This window comes from Streptococcus oralis ATCC 49296, assembly GCF_000185265.1.
Lineage (GTDB): Bacteria > Bacillota > Bacilli > Lactobacillales > Streptococcaceae > Streptococcus > Streptococcus oralis_BC.
Map to the genome: position 1 here is coordinate 1,707,902 of NZ_GL622183.1, position 19,705 is coordinate 1,727,606.

The following is a 19,705-nucleotide window of genomic DNA, read 5'->3' on the forward strand; positions in this document are numbered from 1 at the left end:
GTTCTTTAATACTGAGATTGTAATATCCAGAGTATCAATAAATTAAAAACTTACTTTTCTACTGTTCATAGGAATGATGATACTAGAAAAAAATAAATCCTGAAGGGTAAAAACTTGTATCATTTTTTATGGAAAGCCTATTATTCAAAACTTGTTTGCCTCCTAGATAAACTATATGATTAGTTTGCCCCATTTGTGCCCCATGACAGACAAAAAGAAAAACCGCTACTCCTAAGAATAGCGGTTTAATCACGTTTTTAAGCTACAAATGTAGTCGCTCTATTATTTAAGAGTAACTGAAGCTCCAGCTTCTTCCAATTTAGCTTTGATTTCTTCAGCTTCTGCAGTTGGAACGCCTTCTTTGATGACACCTGGTGCACCATCAACAAGTTCTTTAGCTTCTTTAAGTCCAAGACCAGTGATTTCACGTACAACTTTGATAACGCCAACTTTTTTGTCACCAGCAGCTGTCAACTCAACGTCAAATGAGTCTTTAGCAGCACCAGCGTCAGCAGCACCAGCTGCAGCAACAGCTACAGGAGCAGCTGCAGTTACACCAAATTCTTCTTCGATAGCTTTTACAAGGTCGTTCAATTCAAGGATTGAAGCTTCTTTAATTTCAGCAATAATGTTTTCAATGTTCAATGCCATTGTTATTTCCTCCAAATAAGTTTTTAATTTTATAATAGTTTTTCCGTAGCTAGGCTACGCTGCGTAGCTTAAGATTAAGCTGCGTCTTCTTTGTTGTCTGCAACCGCTTTGACTGCAAGAGCAACGTTGCGCACTGGCGCTTGAAGTACAGAAAGGAGCATAGAAAGAAGTCCTTCGCGGTTTGGAAGAGTTGCAAGAGCAACGATTTCTTCTTTAGATGCGACAGCGCCTTCGATTGCACCACCTTTGATTTCAAGTGCTTCAGCGTTTTTAGCAAAATCGTTCAAGATTTTCGCTGGTGCGATAACATCTTCATTAGAAAATGCTACGGCAGATGGTCCAACAAATACTGATGCAAGATCTTCAAGACCAGCTTTTTCAGCTGCACGACGCAAGATTGAGTTTTTAATGACTTTATACTCAACTTCGCTTCCACGAAGCTCACGACGAAGAACTGTATCTTGCTCAACTGTCAAACCACGAGCGTCTACAACGACGATAGATGCAGCAGCTTTCATTTTTTCAGCCACTACGTCAACTAGTTCCGCTTTTTTAGCAATAATTGCTTCACTCATTAGTGTGTTCACCTCCGTAATTATTTTGCTTGGGGAATTTTTCCAAAAGAAAAACGCGCCCAAACCTAGACACGAAAGTACAATACGCTTCTTTTTACATGATACGTTTTGTCCTCGGTAGGATCTTTATGAGTCGAGCTCCCCTACTGTCTTAGGTAGTTTTTTCAAACCGTATATAAGTATAGCATAGACAAAAAAAGAATGCAAGATTTTTGCAAACTTTTTTTAAATTTTTTTAAATCTCTACTGTCAAAACTTTGCCTTGCTTAACCACCTGTTCTCCAGCGATATAAACATCATCGACATCACTGGATTTGACAGCATAAACCAGGTGAGAGAGCATATTTTCCTGAGGTTGAAGATGGATTTTTCCTTGTGCTTGAATGACCAGAAAATCTGCCTGTTTGCCGACTTCTAGGCTTCCTATCTGTCCTTCCATTCCAAGAACCTTAGCACCCTCTATCGTCAGAGCTTTGAGGGCTGTTTCAATAGGAAATTGGCTGCCATCTCCACTTTTCATCTTTTGAAGAAGGGCTGCAGTCCGTCCTTCCTCAAACATATCAAGATTGTTATTAGAAGCAACCGAGTCAGTCGCAATTCCGACTGCTACTCCTGCTTTTTGCAGTTGGATGATTGGAGCGATCCCTGAGGCCAGTTTGAGGTTACTAATAGGATTATGGGCGATAGCCACATGAGAAGTTGCCAAGCGTTCAATTTCTCTCTCGTTTAGCTCGACCCCATGAGCAAAGACAGACGGATGATCTAAGTAACCTAGTTTTTCTAGAAAGGCAAGGGGGCGTTTGCCGTATCGTTTGAGGATAATTCCTGATTCCTCCTTGGTCTCCGCCACATGGATATGGATAGGAATGTCCAGCTCTTTTGCCATATCTAAGCTCGCTTCCAGCAAGTCTCTACTACAGCTGTAGGGAGAATGAGGGGCTACCATAACCTTGAAATTTGGATTTTCATATCCTAAGATTTCCTCTATGATGGCTCGTGTTCTGCTTATAGTCTCAGCAGTTGTTTCTGCCTCTGAAGAAAAGAGGGTCGGTGAGAAATAACAACGCATCTTAGAGGCCTTGACTGCCTGATAAATTTGCTCAATATCCACACCATTGGGATTATACATATCGTTGAAGGTTGTTGTCCCTGACTGGAGCATCTCCGTCAGAGCCTCTTTGACCGCCTTGGTAGTCATATCGGGAGTAAATCCTGCTTCTGCTGGCCAGATAAAGTCATTGAGCCATTCATGGAGATTGCTATCATCCCGAATCCCTCGCAAGCCTGTCATAGCAGAATGGGTGTGGCAATTGACCAAACCAGGCATGATCCAGGCACCCTGATAGTCTATAATCTGCTCAGCTTGCTCTAAAATCTCTGGCTTCTCTTGACCAACATAGACGATTTGAGAATCCTTAACGGCTAAGATACCATCCAGATAAACATGGAAATCTTGGTCACAAGTCACGATATTTACATGCTGATAGACTTTCATTATAGGCCCCTTTTCTAAAAGACAATTTACAGTGAATAATTTTTCTAGCTATTGTAACAAAAAAGTCACCCGAAGGCAACTTTTTTTCGTTCATAAGATTTTAAAATAGAAAGGATTATTCAGAGCTAAAAGCTGAAGCTTTTTGCATTTGGTAATACTTGCCCTTTCTAGCCATGAGGTCATGATGGTTACCATGCTCCACAATGTCACCATCCACCAAGACAAGAATCAAATCCGCATCCTGAATGGTTGACAAACGGTGAGCAATGATAAAGCTTGTGCGCCCCTTCATGAGTTTGGCAAAAGCATCCTGAACTAGCACTTCTGTCCGTGTATCGATGGAGGAAGTTGCCTCGTCTAAGATAAGAATCTTTGGGATAGCTAGAAAGACTCGGGCAATGGTCAAGAGCTGGGCTTGCCCAACAGAGAGGGATTCTCCTGCATTTTCCAACTTGGTATCGTATCCCTGTGGCAACTGTTGGATGAAAAAGTCTGCATTGGCTGCCTTTGCAGCAGCAATCACCTGCTCCCTACTGGCATCAGGATTTCCAAAGGCAATATTGTCATGAATGGTCACTTGCTTGAGCCAAGTTTCTTGGAGCACCATGCCAAACTGCTGTCTCAATGATGCTCGGGTATAATCGTAAATAGAACGACCGTCTAACAAGATATCTCCCGAGTTAATAGGATAAAAACGCATGAGGAGATTGATGAGAGTTGACTTACCAGCACCTGTTGGACCAACGATGGCTACCTTGCTACCAGCTGGGATATCGATAGACAAATCCTTAATCAAGATCCTTTCAGGATTGTATCCAAAAGAAACATGCTTAAAGGAAATGGCGCCCTTGACTTGGTCACTGGTCAAGACTTCTTTACCTGTTTCAGCAACCTCAGGACTTTCTAATACAGCATAGACGCGCTCTGCACAAGCGAGAGCACTTTGCAACTCGGCTAAAACAGAAGAAATATCATTAAAGGGCTTGGTGTACTGTTGGACGTAATTCAAAAAAGTCACTAAACGTCCGATGGTCAAGGTGGACCCCATCATGATACGATAGGCTCCCACTCCAGCAAGAAGAGCATAGATGAGTGCATTAACAAAGCGAGTCGAAGGATTAACCGTTGATGAATAAAAGATAGCTGACTGAGAATAACCTGCGTAGTTGGCATTCGCCTCATGCAGTCTTTGGATAAACTCTGTTTGAGCATTGAAGGACTGGATAATAGTCTGCTGGCTAAGTGATTCTTCAATCAACTGAGTCTGAATCCCCCTGGTCTCTGTTTGCTTCTGAAAGAGATGATAGGACCGTTTGGCAATAAAGCGTGAAATCACCATGGACAGGGGCGTCAACAGCAAGACCAAGAGGGTCATGAGAAGGTGAATTTGGAGCATGGCTAGAATACTAACCAAAATCATCAAAACACCAATGAAAAATTGATTGAAAATCATGGTCAAGCCAGCTGCCAACTGTTCTATGTCTGTGGTCACACGACTGACCATCTCTCCACTACCCTGCCGATCCACAAAAGCAATCGGTAAACGATGGAGCTTATGAATGATTCGCTCTCGCAAGTCTTTGGTATAAGAGAAGATTAGACGATTATAAAGAAGAGGATTGGCCCATTGTACCAGTGTATTTCCTATAACCACCAAGATCATCTGGATAAAAATCTGCCAAAAAACTGGTGAAGAATCAGCTACTAGGACCTGGTCAATGACCTGCCCAATCAAGATAGGTAGGTAGATCGATAAAGCAACTTGGGCAATCGTTCCTAGAAAGGCAAGGAAAAGGAGAAAAGGATGGCTTACTAAATCTACGGCTAAACGTTTGAGCGTCTGGTTTGCGGTTTGTCGTCTCATGCTAGTCCTCCTTTCCATGTTGAGATGCATTGATTTCGCGATAGACTTGGCTAGTTTTCATCAAGTCCTCGTGCTTGCCAACAGCTAGGAGCTCACCTTTTTCCAAAAGGAGAATCTGGTCAGCCATCTGAAGTGTCGAAGTCCGTTGAGAAATCAAGATTAAGCTCGTATTTGGCAGATTTTCTCTAATAGCTTTCAAGAGCTTGGACTCTGTGATGGTATCGAGAGCTGAGGTCGCATCATCTAGGATGAGAAATGGAGCTTGACGCAAGACTGCTCGTGCGATAGACAGCCTTTGTTTTTGTCCGCCTGAGAAATTTCGCCCTCCTGCCTCAACTAGGGCATCCAAGAGTCCTTCCTTTTCACTGACAAAATCCTTAGCTTGCGCAATCTCCAAGGCCTGCCAGAGTTCTTGGTCAGACACTTCTCGATTAAAACCCAGAGTCAAGTTGGAACGAATAGTTCCCTTAAAGAGTTCGACCTTTTGGGGTACATAGGCAATCCAAGACCGCCACTGCTCAAGATTAAGAGGACTACATCCATCTCTATAAATGTCAATGCTTCCCTTATCTGCTGGATAAAGACCAAGTAAGACTTGCACCAAGCTTGATTTACCTGAACCAGTTCCCCCGATGATACCAAGGATCTGCCCTTGCTTCATATTAAAGGAAATGTTTCTCAGAGAAGGCTGGGCCGCATCAGGATAGGTAAAGGTTAATTCTTGGACTTGTAAAACATTATCGCTGGTAGCTTGTTTTTGTTCTAATTCTGAAAAAATATCTTCTGGAGCTTCGGTAAAAACTTCCTCAATTCGCTTGGCTGAGATATAGGACTGGTTGAGGGAATTTATCAGCATGGCGAGCTTAACCAATTCCACCAAGATTTGCAAGAGGTAGTTGATAAGAGCAATCAGGGCACCTTGACTGAGTAAACCTCCTTGAATTGAAATATATCCCTGCCAGATGATGACGAGAAGAGTTCCATTAACAATCAGATAGGTCAGAGGTGTTAACAAACTAGACCAGAAACCCGTCTTTTCTTGCAATCTAGCATAAACTTGGTTAAGGGTTTGAAAAATCTGTAACTCTCGTTTTTCCTGACCAAAAGCACGAATAACTCGCATGCCTTGTAATTGCTGGCGCGTTTCCTGAACCAGCTGATCCGTTTTCTTTCTGAGACTGCTGTAGAGAGGATTGACCAGTCGAGAGAGACCGACAATGACAATCGTCAAAATGACAACCATAACTAAAAACCAGAAAGTCAGCTCAGCCGAGATGCGATAGGCCATAAAAATGGCTCCAAAAACGATAATAGGCGCTCTCAAAAAGAGGCGCAGGAATTGATTAATACCAGTCTGAATCTGGTAGGTATCCGAAGTCAAGCGGGTCACCAAGCTAGAAGTTGTCAAACGATCTCTGCTATCCTTGGGTAAGGAAAGAATATGACGATAAAGGTCATCTGTCAGTTCTTTGGCAAACCCAACCGCTGCCTTGGCTGAGTAAAACTGGGCTACCAGGGCCACTAAAACACCAATCACTGCAAAGATAAGGAGCAGGCCAATCTGCATCCATAGATGCCCTTGATCTCTCTGGGGCAAGGACTGGTCAACAATCCCAGCAATCACCATGGGAACCAAGAGCTCAAAAACAGCTTCTAGTAGCTTGAACAAGGGTGCTAGAATCGACTCTTTGATGTAGGGTTTGAAGTAAGATAGTAAGTGTTTCATAAATCCCTTCTATTCTTATTCTGGAAATGAAGAAAGTGGGAAGCCCCACCCTCTCAGTTTTATTTGTTTAAGTAAGGTAATAGATAGCCATATCCTGCTTCTTCCATCTCATCCTTGGCTACAAAGCGCAAGGATGCAGAATTGATACAGTAACGGAGGCCACCTAACTCCTGAGGTCCATCTGTGAAAACATGACCCAAGTGAGCATTTCCTGACCGAGAACGAACCTCGATTCGCTCCATTCCATGGCTCAAATCCTTGTAATAGTGAATCAATTCCTTAGAAATCGGACGGCTAAAACTTGGCCAACCACAACCTGAGGCAAACTTATCCTTAGCGAAAAAGAGTGGCTCACCCGTCGTGATGTCTACATAAATCCCTTCTTCAAAAGTTTGGTCATAAGCATTACTAAACGGCGCTTCTGTAGCAGCTTCTTGAGTTACTCGGTAGGATTCTTCAGTTAGGCTTTCCTTCAGCACCTCTTGACTAGGCTTTTCATAGTTAGAGGCATCAATCAATGGCTTCTCAGCATCGGTCACATCGATATGACAGTAACCAGAAGGATTTTTCTTGAGATAGTCTTGATGGTAGTCTTCAGCCAGAATGTAGTGACGAAGTTTCTCCACCTCTACTGCAATCTTTCGACCCAGCATGCGTTCTTGCTCCTGCACCACTGTGTAGATAGCCGGCAAGTCTGCTTCATCTTGGTAATAGATCCCAGTTCGATATTGGCGACCACGGTCATTCCCTTGTTGGTTAATAGACAAGGGATCAATGACACGGAAATAATAAAGCAAAATCTCTCTAAGTGACACCGCTTTCTCATCATAAATCACTTGAACAGTCTCTGCATGGTCTGTTTCCTTGAGCAACTGGTAATTGGTCGTTTCGACTTGGCCATTAGCGTAGCCGACACTGGTTGCTAGCACTCCAGCAATTCGGGAAAAATACTCCTCTAGGCCCCAAAAACAACCACCTGCTAGATAAATTTCTGCCATCTTTATTTCTCCTTTATCAAGTTTTTAACTAATACTCTTCGAAAATCTCTTCAAACCACGTCAGCTTACATCTGCAACCTCAAAACACTGTTTTGAGCTAACTTCGTCAGTTCTATCCACAACCTCAAAACACTGTTTTGAGCAGCCTGCGGCTAGCTTCCTAGTTTGCTCTTTGATTTTCATTGAGTATAAACTTCTTTTCAAAAAAAGGATAGGAAGCCCTCTAGTCAAGAGTTTCCCCATCCTATCTTCTATTCTTTAGTTTGCTTCGACACGGACACCTTGGGTATCAACCTTCAAATCATGCAGTTTGCCTTTGAAGGGTTGCTTTTCCAATTCTGCCTTAATCGCTGGCATCTTGTCATGAGAAGCCAAGACCATAACTGTTGGCCCGGCACCTGAAAGATAGGTTGCATAGGCACCATTCTCTTTGGCTACTTGCTTAATCGTCGCAAATTCACGGACCAGACTTTGACGATAACGCTCGTGGAAGAGGTCCCCCTCGATTGCTTGCCCAGCAGTCACCATATCTCCTGCTAACAAGGCTACAACGGCCACATTGGCGATAGAACTAGCTGCAACAGCTTCCTTGTAGGACAATTTCTTAGGAAGGACACCACGGCTATCGCGGGTGCGTAATTCATAGTTGGGAATATAAGCTAGAAAATCACACTCGGGGAAGTCTGCCACAATCGCTGAAACGTGACCTTCAACGGAACTCGCAACAACGAGATTTCCATAGATAGCTGGTGCCACATTGTCAGGATGTCCTTCAATCTTAGTAGCCAGCTGCAACTTTTCATGATCAGATAAGTTGAGATTGCCCAGTTGGTTAGCCAGTTCAATTCCAGCAACGATAACCGAGCTAGAAGAACCCAAACCACGCGCCAAGGGAACATCACTGGTCATTTTCAAGCGTCTCGGTTGCAAGTCAGGCGCAATTTGCAAGGCAATCTTAAGCAAAAGATTACGCTCGTCATGGGGAATCCATTTGCCAATCTGGTGTTCAATCAACCACTCATCCCGTTCTTCACATACCTCAATTTGAAGATACTTGGTAACAGCTACACCGACCGAATCAAAACCTGGCCCAATATTGGCACTGGTTGCAGGTACAATAATCTTCATCTTATTCTCCTAACACCTTGAAGGTATTCAAGAGGTCAAATTCTGAAGCTTTGGCCAACTCAGCTGAAACATTCTCAAGTTGTGCTTTATTGATCTTATGAGTGATAATCACTACACGCGCCTTGTCACCCTCTTTGCCATCTTGGAGGATTTGCTTGAAGGAAATATCTTGAGCATTAAAGATTTCAGCTAGTTTCAAGACCTGACCTTTTGAGTCTGGAGCCAAGATTGAGAAGTAGTAATTAGCTTTGACATCTTCTGGATTAGCCAAGACCAAGTCACGGCTGTATTCGTTGAAGTCTTTACCAATGGTACCATCATTCAAGCGACGAACGATACGGACAATGTCCGCTACAACACTTGTTGCAGTTGGTTTTTGACCCGCACCTGGTCCGTAATACATAGACTCACCGATACCGATAGATTCTACAAAAACAGCGTTCATTACCCCATTCACACTGGCAAGTGGATGTGCTTTAGGTAGGAAGGTTGGAGTCACTTCTGCAGCAATACCTGAAGGAGTTTCCTCGATAGAACCAACCAATTTCACTACATAGCCAAGGTCTTGGGCTACAGCTACATCTTCTGGTGTGATGTTGCGGATTCCCTTGTGGGCTACATCGTCAAAGGCAACCTTCATACCAAAAGCAAATTGGCTTAAAATCACCATCTTGTAGGCTGCATCAATCCCATCTACGTCATTTGTAGGGTCACTTTCTGCAAAACCAAGTCTTTGTGCTTCTGCAAGAGCATCATCGTAAGACCAGCCTTCTTCCACCATCTTAGTCATCATGAAGTTGGAAGTTCCGTTGACTACTCCAAGCACGCGCGTGATTTTATCAGAAGCCAAGGAATTTGCTAGAGTGCGAAGAATTGGAATCCCACCAGCTACTGCTGCTTCGTAGTAAAGTGCTACCTTGTTAGCTTTAGCGATTTCTAGCAATTCTGCACCATGGACAGCCAAAAGGTCCTTATTGGCAGTAACAACGTGTTTGCCAGCCTCCAAGGCACGAGTGATAAAGGTTTTAGCTGGTTCGATACGCCCCATCAATTCCACTACAATAGTAATGTCCTTGTCTGATAAAATATCGTCTACATTGGTTACAAAGTTAAAGTCATTTCCTGCTGCAAGCAAGCGGTTCTTTTCATCTTCATCCTTGACCAATACCTTGGCTACTTCAATCTCTGAATGAGCTGACTGAACGATTTTTTCTCCATTTTCCTTTAGGAGGAAAGGCACGCCACTTGCAACGGTACCAAATCCAAGTAAAGCAATTTTAACTGTCATGTTTGTCTCCTAGAAATTTTCTGATATAGCCATTATAACAGAATTTTATGAAAATTCCTATTATAGTAAATCACTATTTCGGTCTAGAAAAGAAAAAACGAATCCCATGATTCGTCTTTCTTGATAAATGAAAATTGATTTTGAAAATTATGAACGAATCTTTTGCAGACCGAGAACTGCGTCATGGTTAATCAAGATTTGCCCATACTCTTGCAAGACTGAACGACTGATGTCACTGTCGTCTGCAAACTCACGCATACGAGCCAAGAGCCAAGCCGGATATGGACTTGGATGATTTTCCACATCGACTAAGATTGTCAAATAGTAGTGCCCATTCATCTTATAGAGTTCAGATGTTTCCATCTGGTAGTTAACTGTCTTTGCAAAAGCAACTAAGTCAGCAAGACTTGTAAAACGCAAGATATAGTAGATATAAGGTTCTTTCTTGCTCTCAGTCTCCTTTTCAGTTTGCTCTTGCTCTTCTTCCTTTGCTTCGACCTGCTCTAGAGATTGGATGGCCTCAATATCGTCCTTGGTCTTATCTGCAATGCTCTTTTCCAAGGTTTTGAGAAATTCATCTGGCGACATTTGGGCTAATTCTTCCATGTCTGGTAAATCCGCCAAATCTTCAAAATCCAAATTTTGGTCAATCTTGGACTTGGTCACAAAGACGTCGACCTTATCAGGTTTTGGCGTCACGCGGAAACTCAGCATGCCACTATCCAAGAAATTGTCTGGCATCTCTAACTCGTCTAAAATAGCATAGAAAAACTCTTCGGTTTTTTCCTGAGGAACGAGAAAGTCTGCAATCTCCATTCCTCGGTCCATCAAATCATCTAAAGTCATTGTGATTTTCAGTGTTGTATCACTAATTTGTTTCATCTTCATATCTAGTAACCTCATACTTTCAGTCTATCTATTATACTAGATTTTTACGATTTTATCAAAAGAATGAAGCGAGAATGTGATATAATACTAGATATGATTTTAGATTTAAGAAAGAAAGTTCAATGAAAAATATAAAAGTAAATGCCTTGGCCAGCTTGCTGGTCAATATTCTCAATATCGTTTTTCCACTGATAACCAATCCTTATCTGACGCGGATTCTCAGCAAATCCAATTACGGTTATTTCAATACTGCCAATACCTGGGCAAGTTTCGTTATTCCACTAGCTGCCTTTGGAATATACAACTACGGGATTCGAGCTATCAGTAAGGTCAAGGATGACAAGAATAAAATCAACTACGTCTTTTCTAAGTTGTTTTATATCTCGGTTTTCACCTCTCTCCTGACGACAGGTATCTACTTCCTCATTATCTTCTTTGACACCAGCATTGAGAATCTGAAAGTTCTCTACTACATCCTAGGGGCTCAAGCACTCTTCCAATTTCTCAATATCGAATGGATGAACGAGGCTTATGAAAACTATGCCTTCATCCTCTATAAAACATTAATTATTCGAATTACCATGCTGGTCGCTATCTTCGCCTTCGTTAAAACGGCAGATGATATCGTTCCTTATGCTATCGTTATGACAGCGACCACTATCCTCAACTACCTGCTCAGTTTTCTTTGGATTAAGAGAGAAGTTTCTTTTGTTAAGATTGGTTTCGTCGAATTAGCTAAAGCTTCTAAACCACTCTTTACTATGCTTCTCTTAGCAAACGCTAATATGCTTTATACCTTGCTAGATAGAATGTTTATCACCAAGGGACCGGATGAGAACTATATTTCTTATTATACAATTGCCTATAGTATCGTCATGTTGATTGCCAGTGTCTTGAGTGGAGCTATCAACGTCAGTATTCCACGCCTCGGCTACTATCTCGGGAAAAAGGATTACAAGTCCTATAATTATCTCGTGAATCAAGCAGCATCCTTATTCTATTTCCTTATGGTTCCAACTAGTATTGGGATTATGATATTGGGACGGTACGCAACTGTTATTTATTCTTCTGAAAAATATCTTGAAGCGGGTATCGTAACTAGTGTCTTCGCTTTTCGTACCATCATTTGGGCTATTGAGTTGATTCTTGGTAAACAGATTATCTTTATCAACGACCATGAAAATCGCTTAACTGCCTTCTACTTCCTTGGTGGTGGGGCCAATATCCTATTAAATAGCATCTTGTATTTCAATAATATTTTTGCACCTGAGTATTACATAGCTACGACCATTATCGCAGAAACTATCGTTGTTTTACTTGAAATTCATTTTATCAAGAAACACCAACTGATCAGTTTAAAAGAAATTTTTATAACCTTAACACGTTATAGCCTTATATCCCTTGGTTTTATCCCAATCTTCTATATTTTCAAGATGATTTTCCAAATCAATTCCTACACAGTAAACTTCAATATGATTCTCATGGTTCTTTCTACCGTAGCAACTTGTGGTATCTATTACCTCTTGACCCTCTTTATCACCAAAGACAAAACACTCCACTATGCACTGAACCTTGTACTTGCTAAATTAAAACGAAATTAAAAAAAATCCCCTACTGATAAATTAGTTGTCAGTAGGGGATTTCTTCTTTATTCTTTTTCTTTCTTATCAGAAGCCTTGGCTTCTAGATTTGAATCTTGTTTAGGTTGTTCAACAATAGAGGAATTAGCTTCTTGTTTCTGTTCTGGCTTGACTGCATCGCTATTTACAGTAGCAACAGCCTGTTCCCAGATTCCTTCTTCGTTTACTTTGTAACCATCAGGTGTTGTTGCGTTCTTCAACAAAGAACCATCAGTTTGGAAATAGTACCAATTACCATCAAGCTGTTTCCAACCCGTTTGCATAGCTCCTGACTCATCAAAGTAATAATGATCACCATTTACTTTATGAAGGCCAACCAACATGATGCCATCTTCAGGATTTAGATAATACCAGACGCCTTTGTCTTTTATCCAACCAGTTTTCATGGCTCCATTTGATTCAAAGTAACGGTAATGATTATCAAACCATTTCCAGCCAGTTTGCATGGCACCAGATTTGCTAAAGTAATATTGCTTACCATCTACTTGATGGAGGCCGATTAACATAATTCCTTCTTTACCTTCAAGATAATACCAGGCATCACCATCTTTCAACCAACCTGTTTGGAGTGCGCCAGACGTAGCGTAGTAATGCCAAGAATCATTTGACCACTGCCATCCAACTTGCATAGTACCTGCAGAGCTGAAGAAATAGTTTTTACCGTCAATCTCTTTAGATCCTACAGCCATGATACCAGTTTCTGGATCCAAATAATACCATGATTCTTTATCTTTCAACCAACCAGTTTTCATAGCACCTGAGTTCGTATAGAAGTACCAGCTATTGTCTTGCCACTTCCAGCCAGTCTGCATTGCACCACTAGCATTCAAATAGTAACGAGCACCATTTATATCTTGTCTGCCAGTTAACATGTTGCCATCTTTATCCAGATAATACCATGTTTCCCGATCCTTAACCCAGCCGGTTTTCATAGCTCCAGAACTTGCAAAATAGTTCCAGTGACCATCAACAAAGGCCCAGCCAGTTTGCATGATACCTTCTTGATTAAAGTAGTATGTGCTTCCATTGATATTCTTTTTACCGATGGTCTTTAGCCCATCCTCATCATAGAAATACCAATTTGAATCAATCTTTTGCCATGTTGAAGGCTTACCTGCTGTTTGGAGTGCACCACTTTCGGTAAAGAACATCTTCTTGCCATTATAGACTTGATGTCCTGTTAGCATCTTCCCATCTGCTGCAAAGAGATACTTTTTCCCTCCAATTTCAGAGAGCTCGCTAAATCGTCTAGCACCATTTGATTGGATATAATACCAAGAGTCATCTAGTTTGAACCAACCACCAGTTTGCATTTTACCATTTTGGTTCAAATAGTAATCGTTCCCTTTGGCATTTTCTCCCCAGTCGTCGTTAAGGTGAAGCCAGCGACCTACTTGCATTTGTCCTTTTCCATTAAAGAAGTAAGTGGCTCCGCCGATCTCTCTCCAGCCGATAGCCATTTCTCCATCAGTCAAACGATATTTCCAATAGCCATCTTCTTGATACCATTTTTCGTCAACTACAGGGATATCAGGGAAGGTATTTGAAACATTAGCAAATCCTTTATCGCTAATATCAAAAACGGTAGCGTCTTGAGTTTGGCTCGCAGCATGAAGAACCTGAATATTTTTCTTCTGAAGGTATTCTCTGGTTGAAGCAACATTAATATCTCCACCAGTTGTCTGAATAATCATTTTTGGTGATAAGTTTTCAAGGAAATTAATCGTATTTGAAATTGTCGCATCATAATGGTGGTTCCATTTCATCATATCAACCTTGCCGATAACTGGACCTAACTTATCTTCTGCTCCCTCGGCATTATCCAAATCTCCACCAAGATAGATTCTCTTTCCTGCCACAGTCACTACTGAAACAATGGAGTTAGAGTTATCATCTCGAACTTTTTTCAGATTCCCTTCAGCATCATATTCATTCTTATAATTATAGAGTTGGATATCCATGTCACCTAATTTTAGATGGCTATCCTCATCTGAAATATTCTGGATAAGCGTAACTCCTCGTTTTTGAGCTGCTCTCAAAGCATTATCATAATTGAAAAGATTATCCCATAGTCCCCAGTTTGCTGTGATCCGATCATCTGAATATTTTTTCAAATAAAACTTACCGACTTGATATCGATTGAGTATTTCGTCTGCTCCACCAATATGGTCACTATGGACATGAGTTCCTATAATAAAATCTAATTTTTTTACACCTATTTGATCCAAATGGCGAATCAATCGATCCTCCAATACTTGATAATTTCTCATGGAAATTCCCCAGCGGCTTGGATAGCGTGGGTCACTCCCATCAGGGAAATCATAGTCTTCTCCCATATCAATCAAAGCATAGTGACCATTACTTTCCAGAAGGATGGCATCACTCCCAGATTTTGCTTTAGTATTTATGAAATGGATACGATTGCCCGAACCTGCAGAGATGGTATCTGCATCTACTCCTTGCGATAACTGAATCAGTAATAGAAAGAATGCGAGAACACTATATCTAACTGATTTTAATAACCATTTATTTTTCACCTTGAAAACTCCTTTTTCTTAACAATAAGCAACTTTTACTAATCTAATCAATCCAGTAGTTTTTATCCCCTCCTGGGACTTGTTGCTCAATAGGTGGTGGAGTCATATAGTTTTCTCCAAATTCGTAGACAAGTATTTCATGGTATTTTCTCGGAACCTTGACCACAATGTCTTCATAAGGCATATCAATCAAATCATAGAGCCATTCTTTTTTTATACCATTTGGATAATAAGGGTCATAGATAGTACAAGTAAGATCTGTTGCTTGATCCACACTATACTTCAAAGCAAGACTCTCTAATTTTTGATTCCATAGCTGTGGGGAAGTTAAGCGGAAAATAGCTGATCCCATATAACGAGGGAGGTTTTTAAGTCCACCATTCTCAGACTTGATCCCTTTAAAATTCAATGAAGAAAGGCGAATGAAATATTTGTAGAGCTTCATTTTCTTACGGTCACTTTCCTGTGTTACGACACCATCATATGGAAAAATGTCAACGCAAGTTCCCAATACGACCGTTGGGTCTACGAGGTTAGCATCTCGACGAGTCCTTACATCATAGACTCTCATATAACTGTATGGGTATCCCTTTGTTTCTCTGAATGAAATCAATTTGTAGTAGGGATGATTTTCATTTTGTAAAATCTTATACAGTTTTTCAAATTCATCACGCGCTAAGGAAATATCTGTATCATCATCCCAAGGGATAAATCCTTTATGGCGTACAGCTCCTAGTAAGGTTCCAAAATCAATAAAGTATTTGATTTGATGTTGTTCACAAAGATCATGTAGATACTTTAAAATATCCAATTCTACTTGCTTGATTTCTTCAAGAGTTAAAGTTCTTTCAGACATAGGTTCTATTCTCCTAAATTTGACTATATTTTTAAACGTTTCTTAATCCCAATCCCGTCATTTAGACCTTTTAACAATCTTCCATAATTTAAAATCATGATGAGATACTCTTTGTTCAACCGGTGGCAATTGCATATAGTCTCCGTAGTCTGAGGTCAAAATTTCATGATAATTTTTCGGAATGGTAAATTCCTTACCTTCAAATATTCCAGTAGTAACTTGTTCCAGCCATTCACGTCTCCACACTGGTTTGTTCATATCCTTGTAGATAAGATAATCCACTTGCTCATAATCTGAGACTTTACGGGATTTTGCAAGCTCTTCAATCTGGGCAACGTATTTGTTTGTATTGGTGAAATAGAAAATAATAACTGACACATAACGTAACAGCGAATTCAGTACACTTTTCGTATTGGTAATGCCTTTGAAGGTGTAGCAACTCAATTGACGTTTCTTTATCAGTTTCGTCATCTTGTTTTTAAATTCTACATCATCCTCGTAGCCATCCACGGGGAAAATATCTACATAGATACCCATATTTGAATCGATGCGAACATCTTCTTCCAACAAGTAAGTATGGTTATCCTGCACTTTCATGAAGGGATAGACATAGTTGAGATTATTTTTATAAGACATGACCTCGTAACGTTCATCAGGGTTAGCGATAAGGTAGTCTTGCAACTTTTCATAATCTTCTCGTAACATGCAGATATCCATGTCATCATCCCAAGGGATAAATCCTTGATGGCGAACAGCACCAATTAGACTTCCATATGCTAAGAAATACTTAACCCCAATTTTCTGACAAACTTCATGAATATACTCCATGATTCCAAGTTCCATCTGTTGAATTTCATTGACATCTGTTACTTCTTGGTACCGAACTCCTTCATCGCGTTTGCAGACTACGAGTCCATAGCCAATCGCTAGCCAGAAGATGATATTAATAAAGTTGGTTGAATACATAATCTGACTTTCAAATAATTGACCAAACAAGATACCAAAGAAAAGGATCATGATCAATTTATCAGTATGTTTCTTGGAAACAATCAAATACGTTAAAAAGCGCTTGATGACATAAGCCAGTACAAGAAGGAAGGATACCAAACCTAGAACTCCCGAACTGACAAATATGGTCACAAAAATGTTATGGAAATTCCCACCGATAAGGGAGTTTTGAATCTCAAATTTACTGAAATATTCTGTGTAGTAATCTGGAACATTTCGTACACCATAACCAAAAATTGGTTTGGCACTTCCCATCTTGATGGCATTTTTCCAGATATAGGTTCTACCACTTGGTGTTGTTTCAATCAGATGGAGCTCACCGTTCTTCTTAGTAACAGACGAATCTGTCTCAGCATAGGATTGTCCTTTGTTTAAATCTAAGACAGTCGCTGTTTCAGATGAGATATAGATTGAAGTTACATAGCTTAATCCAATATTAGTTGCAGTAATCAGCAAACCAGCAATTATAAAAGTGAGGAATCGTTTAACGATACTTCCTCTAGTAGCAAAGAAACTATAGAGTCCAATCATGAGAAGTAAAGAAAGTAAGGCTCCTCGACTTTGCATGGTAGCGAAGTAAACGAATTGAATCACATTATTCAGTTTAAGATAAACAGAATATTTACTTCCTTTATGGATCAAATACATAGCCAAAATAATGCTAATGTATGAAAATATCGCACTAGCATTTGGATTGACAATCCCCCACAGACGGCCGTTCATGACACCATAGTAATAAGATTGTTCACCAATCTTAAATAGGATGAGGACTCTACTTATCAATAAACCAAACGCAAAAATTGCTGAAGAAAAAGATACAATTTGAACCGTATAGGCAATCCAGTCAAATAATTTTTTAAGTTGCCCTGATTGTAACATGGTAAATAATAAAACATAGGTTACCATGAAGAGAATTTCAATCACATTTCCAATCAGATGTCCAGAGCGATTGAAAACAGCTGATAGCAGATGACTTCCAGCTAAGAGTCCAAATAAGGATAGAAATTTGCGATCTGCTGTGATTTCTTTCCACTTAAACAATAAGGTATAGCAAATGTAAAGCACTACAATCGCTGATAATCCCTTGTAGAGGGGATTTGCTATCTTATAAACCAGTGAACTCATACTTAAAATCGAAATGAAAACAAATAGATATGCAATCCATAGTTTTGATTTTTCAAAGTATTCATCCATTTTTGAAAAATTCATTTTCAACTCCTTCTCATGATATTAGTTTTTTAATCCAACAATTTTCTTATATAGCCATGGAGAAATGACAAGTGATAGGATCGCTACCTTGCGAAAAGTGGTAAAATAAGCATCTTTCCATATTTCGTGTCGATGCTGAACAATCCAAGTCCTCAGCTCGGCTTTCTCCTTTTGATACTCTTCACGTGAAGTAAAGATAATTTTATCGTAAACTGTGATGTACGACCAACATTCTCTGTTTATTAATTCGTATTTTAAATTAGGAAAGACTTGTGAAACTTGAGCAATTATTTGCTGATAAACTTCTATCGTGTCAAATACATGTCGATTAACAGATGTTGTTGCACTTCCCTCACGATGATCATAATAATAAACAGGTTTGTCAATAAATACGCAACTGCATCTTGTCTTTAGTAGCAATTCAGTTAAAAATAGAGCATCTTCAGCTAGGTGATAGTTGGTATTAAACTTTTCATCCGCTAGCAGGTCTCTCTTAAACAGTTTTGCAACTGGAAAAAATGACGTTCTGGTAGTCATCAGTAGTTCCTTCATGGTTTCTTCTGTTGACCAGAGTTCTGTTTTTCCAGAATGTGAAGGTATATCAGTTACAATGCCGTTTTTGATATGGTGCAGAGGAGCAATTGCAAAGCCTACATTCACCCCTTCAACTGCACTTGCTAAAGTAGCTAGGTAATCCTGGGTAACGAAATCATCGCTATCAATAAAGGTAACCCAAGAACCCGTCGCTAGCTGAATTCCCATATTTCTAGCATTTGAAACACCAGCATTTTCGATATGATAAACCTTGATATTCTCATACTGAGATGCTAAGTGATCACAGATCTGTCCACTAGAATCAGTAGAACCATCGTTGATTAGGATTAACTCAAAATGGGCATAAGTCTGTTGAAGAATCGACTCCACACATCGCTCCAGATAGGCTTCTACATTGTAGACCGGAACGATAACGCTTATTTTTTCTCCCATCATGCTCCATATTCTCCCTTGTACTCTGTGTAGCTCTTGTCCATGTCTGCTATAATAGCATCATGATGCGGTACTTGCTTGTCTGCTGGTGGCGGTGTCATATAGTCCCCAAAAGCAGTGCTGAGATAGGCATCATAGCCGACTGGGATGGGCATCTCAGTTCCTTCAAATGGCAAGAAAAGATTGTCCTCAAAGGATGCGATTGGGTATTTGTTTCGCATGTAGCCGGGACCTGAGCATAATTCCGTAATTCCATCGCTCTCAGCCAGACCATACTTGGTCATTTCTTTTTCAGCTTTTTTCCAAATGCGATAACGTAGAGATTTTGGAGTCAGGCCGAGTAAGATGCGACTTCCCCATTTCATGACCGCACCATGCTTTTCTGGGATAGTTTGCGCACAAAAGAGTGAATAAATCAGGGCCCAACGAACCTGTTTCTTACGCTCAGCTGGATTTTTAGGATAATAATCCAAAGGTAAAACATCCAAGGCCAAACCGTGTGGCAAATCCAAATCCTTCTGATAAGGCTTGATACAAGTGGTTTCCTTATCACGAATGGTAATAAAAAGGTTACGGTCTACAAAATCTTTGTTACTCTTTGACAAGAAATAACGCTCGTCTGCATAACGTGGCCACAGTTCTGCTAATTTTTCATAGTCCTTACGTGGCATGAAAAAGTCCAAATCATCATCCCAAGGAATGAAACCTTTATTACGAAGGGCGCCAATGGCTCCTCCACCACAGAGATAGCACAACAAATCATGTTCTTTACAAAATGCGACGAAATATTCAGCCATTTCCAGACTACGAGCCTGAATCGCTTTCAAATCACTCATGTCTCTCCTCTTCTGTCCA

Annotated in this window: 15 protein-coding genes and 1 other annotated feature; of the genes, 1 reads left to right on the forward strand and 14 read right to left on the reverse strand. The window is 40.4% G+C overall.

Annotation, left to right across the window (positions count from 1 at the left end; translation table 11 throughout):
* Window positions 1–282 precede the first annotated feature (282 nt).
* The 9 genes from rplL to mecA all read right to left on the reverse strand — a co-directional run bounded on the left by rplL (window position 283) and on the right by mecA (window position 10,613).
* Window positions 283–651 carry a 50S ribosomal protein L7/L12 gene (gene rplL, locus HMPREF8578_RS10495; RefSeq protein WP_001196964.1) on the reverse strand — a complete coding sequence of 123 codons (369 nt, stop codon included), beginning with the start codon at window positions 649–651 and terminating at the stop codon, window positions 283–285.
* Window positions 652–725: 74 nt separating this feature from the next.
* A complete protein-coding gene (gene rplJ, locus HMPREF8578_RS10500; RefSeq protein WP_001287274.1) occupies window positions 726–1,226 on the reverse strand; it encodes a 50S ribosomal protein L10 in 501 nt (166 codons plus the stop codon).
* A 38-nt stretch (window positions 1,227–1,264) separates the two neighbouring features.
* Window positions 1,265–1,400, reverse strand: a sequence feature (ribosomal protein L10 leader region).
* Between the two features lie 61 nt (window positions 1,401–1,461).
* Complete coding sequence (locus tag HMPREF8578_RS10505) at window positions 1,462–2,721, reverse strand: TRZ/ATZ family protein (protein WP_000870428.1); 1,260 nt, start codon at window positions 2,719–2,721, stop codon at window positions 1,462–1,464.
* A 115-nt stretch (window positions 2,722–2,836) separates the two neighbouring features.
* Window positions 2,837–4,585, reverse strand: a complete 1,749-nt coding sequence (locus HMPREF8578_RS10510; RefSeq protein WP_001254290.1) for an ABC transporter ATP-binding protein — start codon at window positions 4,583–4,585, stop codon at window positions 2,837–2,839.
* 1 nt (window position 4,586) lies between these two features.
* Window positions 4,587–6,311: an ABC transporter ATP-binding protein gene (locus tag HMPREF8578_RS10515; RefSeq protein WP_000681723.1), complete on the reverse strand. Its 1,725-nt coding sequence runs from the start codon at window positions 6,309–6,311 to the stop codon at window positions 4,587–4,589.
* A gap of 59 nt (window positions 6,312–6,370) precedes the next feature.
* Window positions 6,371–7,309, reverse strand: a complete 939-nt coding sequence (gene msrB, locus HMPREF8578_RS10520) for a peptide-methionine (R)-S-oxide reductase MsrB (RefSeq protein WP_000818174.1) — start codon at window positions 7,307–7,309, stop codon at window positions 6,371–6,373.
* A gap of 258 nt (window positions 7,310–7,567) precedes the next feature.
* Window positions 7,568–8,437: a homoserine kinase gene (gene thrB, locus HMPREF8578_RS10530; protein ID WP_000692416.1), complete on the reverse strand. Its 870-nt coding sequence runs from the start codon at window positions 8,435–8,437 to the stop codon at window positions 7,568–7,570.
* Between the two features lies 1 nt (window position 8,438).
* Window positions 8,439–9,725, reverse strand: a complete 1,287-nt coding sequence (locus HMPREF8578_RS10535) for a homoserine dehydrogenase (RefSeq protein ID WP_000216362.1) — start codon at window positions 9,723–9,725, stop codon at window positions 8,439–8,441.
* A gap of 147 nt (window positions 9,726–9,872) precedes the next feature.
* A complete protein-coding gene (gene mecA / locus HMPREF8578_RS10540) occupies window positions 9,873–10,613 on the reverse strand; it encodes an adaptor protein MecA (RefSeq protein WP_000782710.1) in 741 nt (246 codons plus the stop codon).
* A gap of 122 nt (window positions 10,614–10,735) precedes the next feature.
* Between mecA and HMPREF8578_RS10545 the strand changes: the two genes are divergently transcribed.
* Complete coding sequence (locus HMPREF8578_RS10545; protein WP_000789709.1) at window positions 10,736–12,214, forward strand: oligosaccharide flippase family protein; 1,479 nt, start codon at window positions 10,736–10,738, stop codon at window positions 12,212–12,214.
* Between the two features lie 47 nt (window positions 12,215–12,261).
* On the opposite strand, the gene HMPREF8578_RS10550 is transcribed toward HMPREF8578_RS10545, so the two are convergent.
* The 5 genes from HMPREF8578_RS10550 to HMPREF8578_RS10570 are packed head-to-tail and all read right to left on the reverse strand — an operon-like array spanning window position 12,262 to window position 19,686.
* Window positions 12,262–14,790: an MBL fold metallo-hydrolase gene (locus HMPREF8578_RS10550; RefSeq protein WP_000792508.1), complete on the reverse strand. Its 2,529-nt coding sequence runs from the start codon at window positions 14,788–14,790 to the stop codon at window positions 12,262–12,264.
* 43 nt (window positions 14,791–14,833) lie between these two features.
* Window positions 14,834–15,646 carry a LicD family protein gene (locus HMPREF8578_RS10555; RefSeq protein WP_002893357.1) on the reverse strand — a complete coding sequence of 271 codons (813 nt, stop codon included), beginning with the start codon at window positions 15,644–15,646 and terminating at the stop codon, window positions 14,834–14,836.
* A 57-nt stretch (window positions 15,647–15,703) separates the two neighbouring features.
* Window positions 15,704–17,863, reverse strand: coding sequence for a LicD family protein (locus HMPREF8578_RS10560; RefSeq protein ID WP_001011685.1), 2,160 nt, complete (start codon window positions 17,861–17,863; stop codon window positions 15,704–15,706).
* Window positions 17,864–17,884: 21 nt separating this feature from the next.
* A complete protein-coding gene (locus HMPREF8578_RS10565) occupies window positions 17,885–18,853 on the reverse strand; it encodes a glycosyltransferase family 2 protein (protein ID WP_002893359.1) in 969 nt (322 codons plus the stop codon).
* On the reverse strand, window positions 18,850–19,686 hold the full coding sequence (locus tag HMPREF8578_RS10570) for a LicD family protein (protein WP_001281444.1): 837 nt from the start codon (window positions 19,684–19,686) through the stop codon (window positions 18,850–18,852). The genes HMPREF8578_RS10565 and HMPREF8578_RS10570 overlap by 4 nt, the downstream gene beginning before the upstream one ends.
* Window positions 19,687–19,705: the final 19 nt, after the last annotated feature.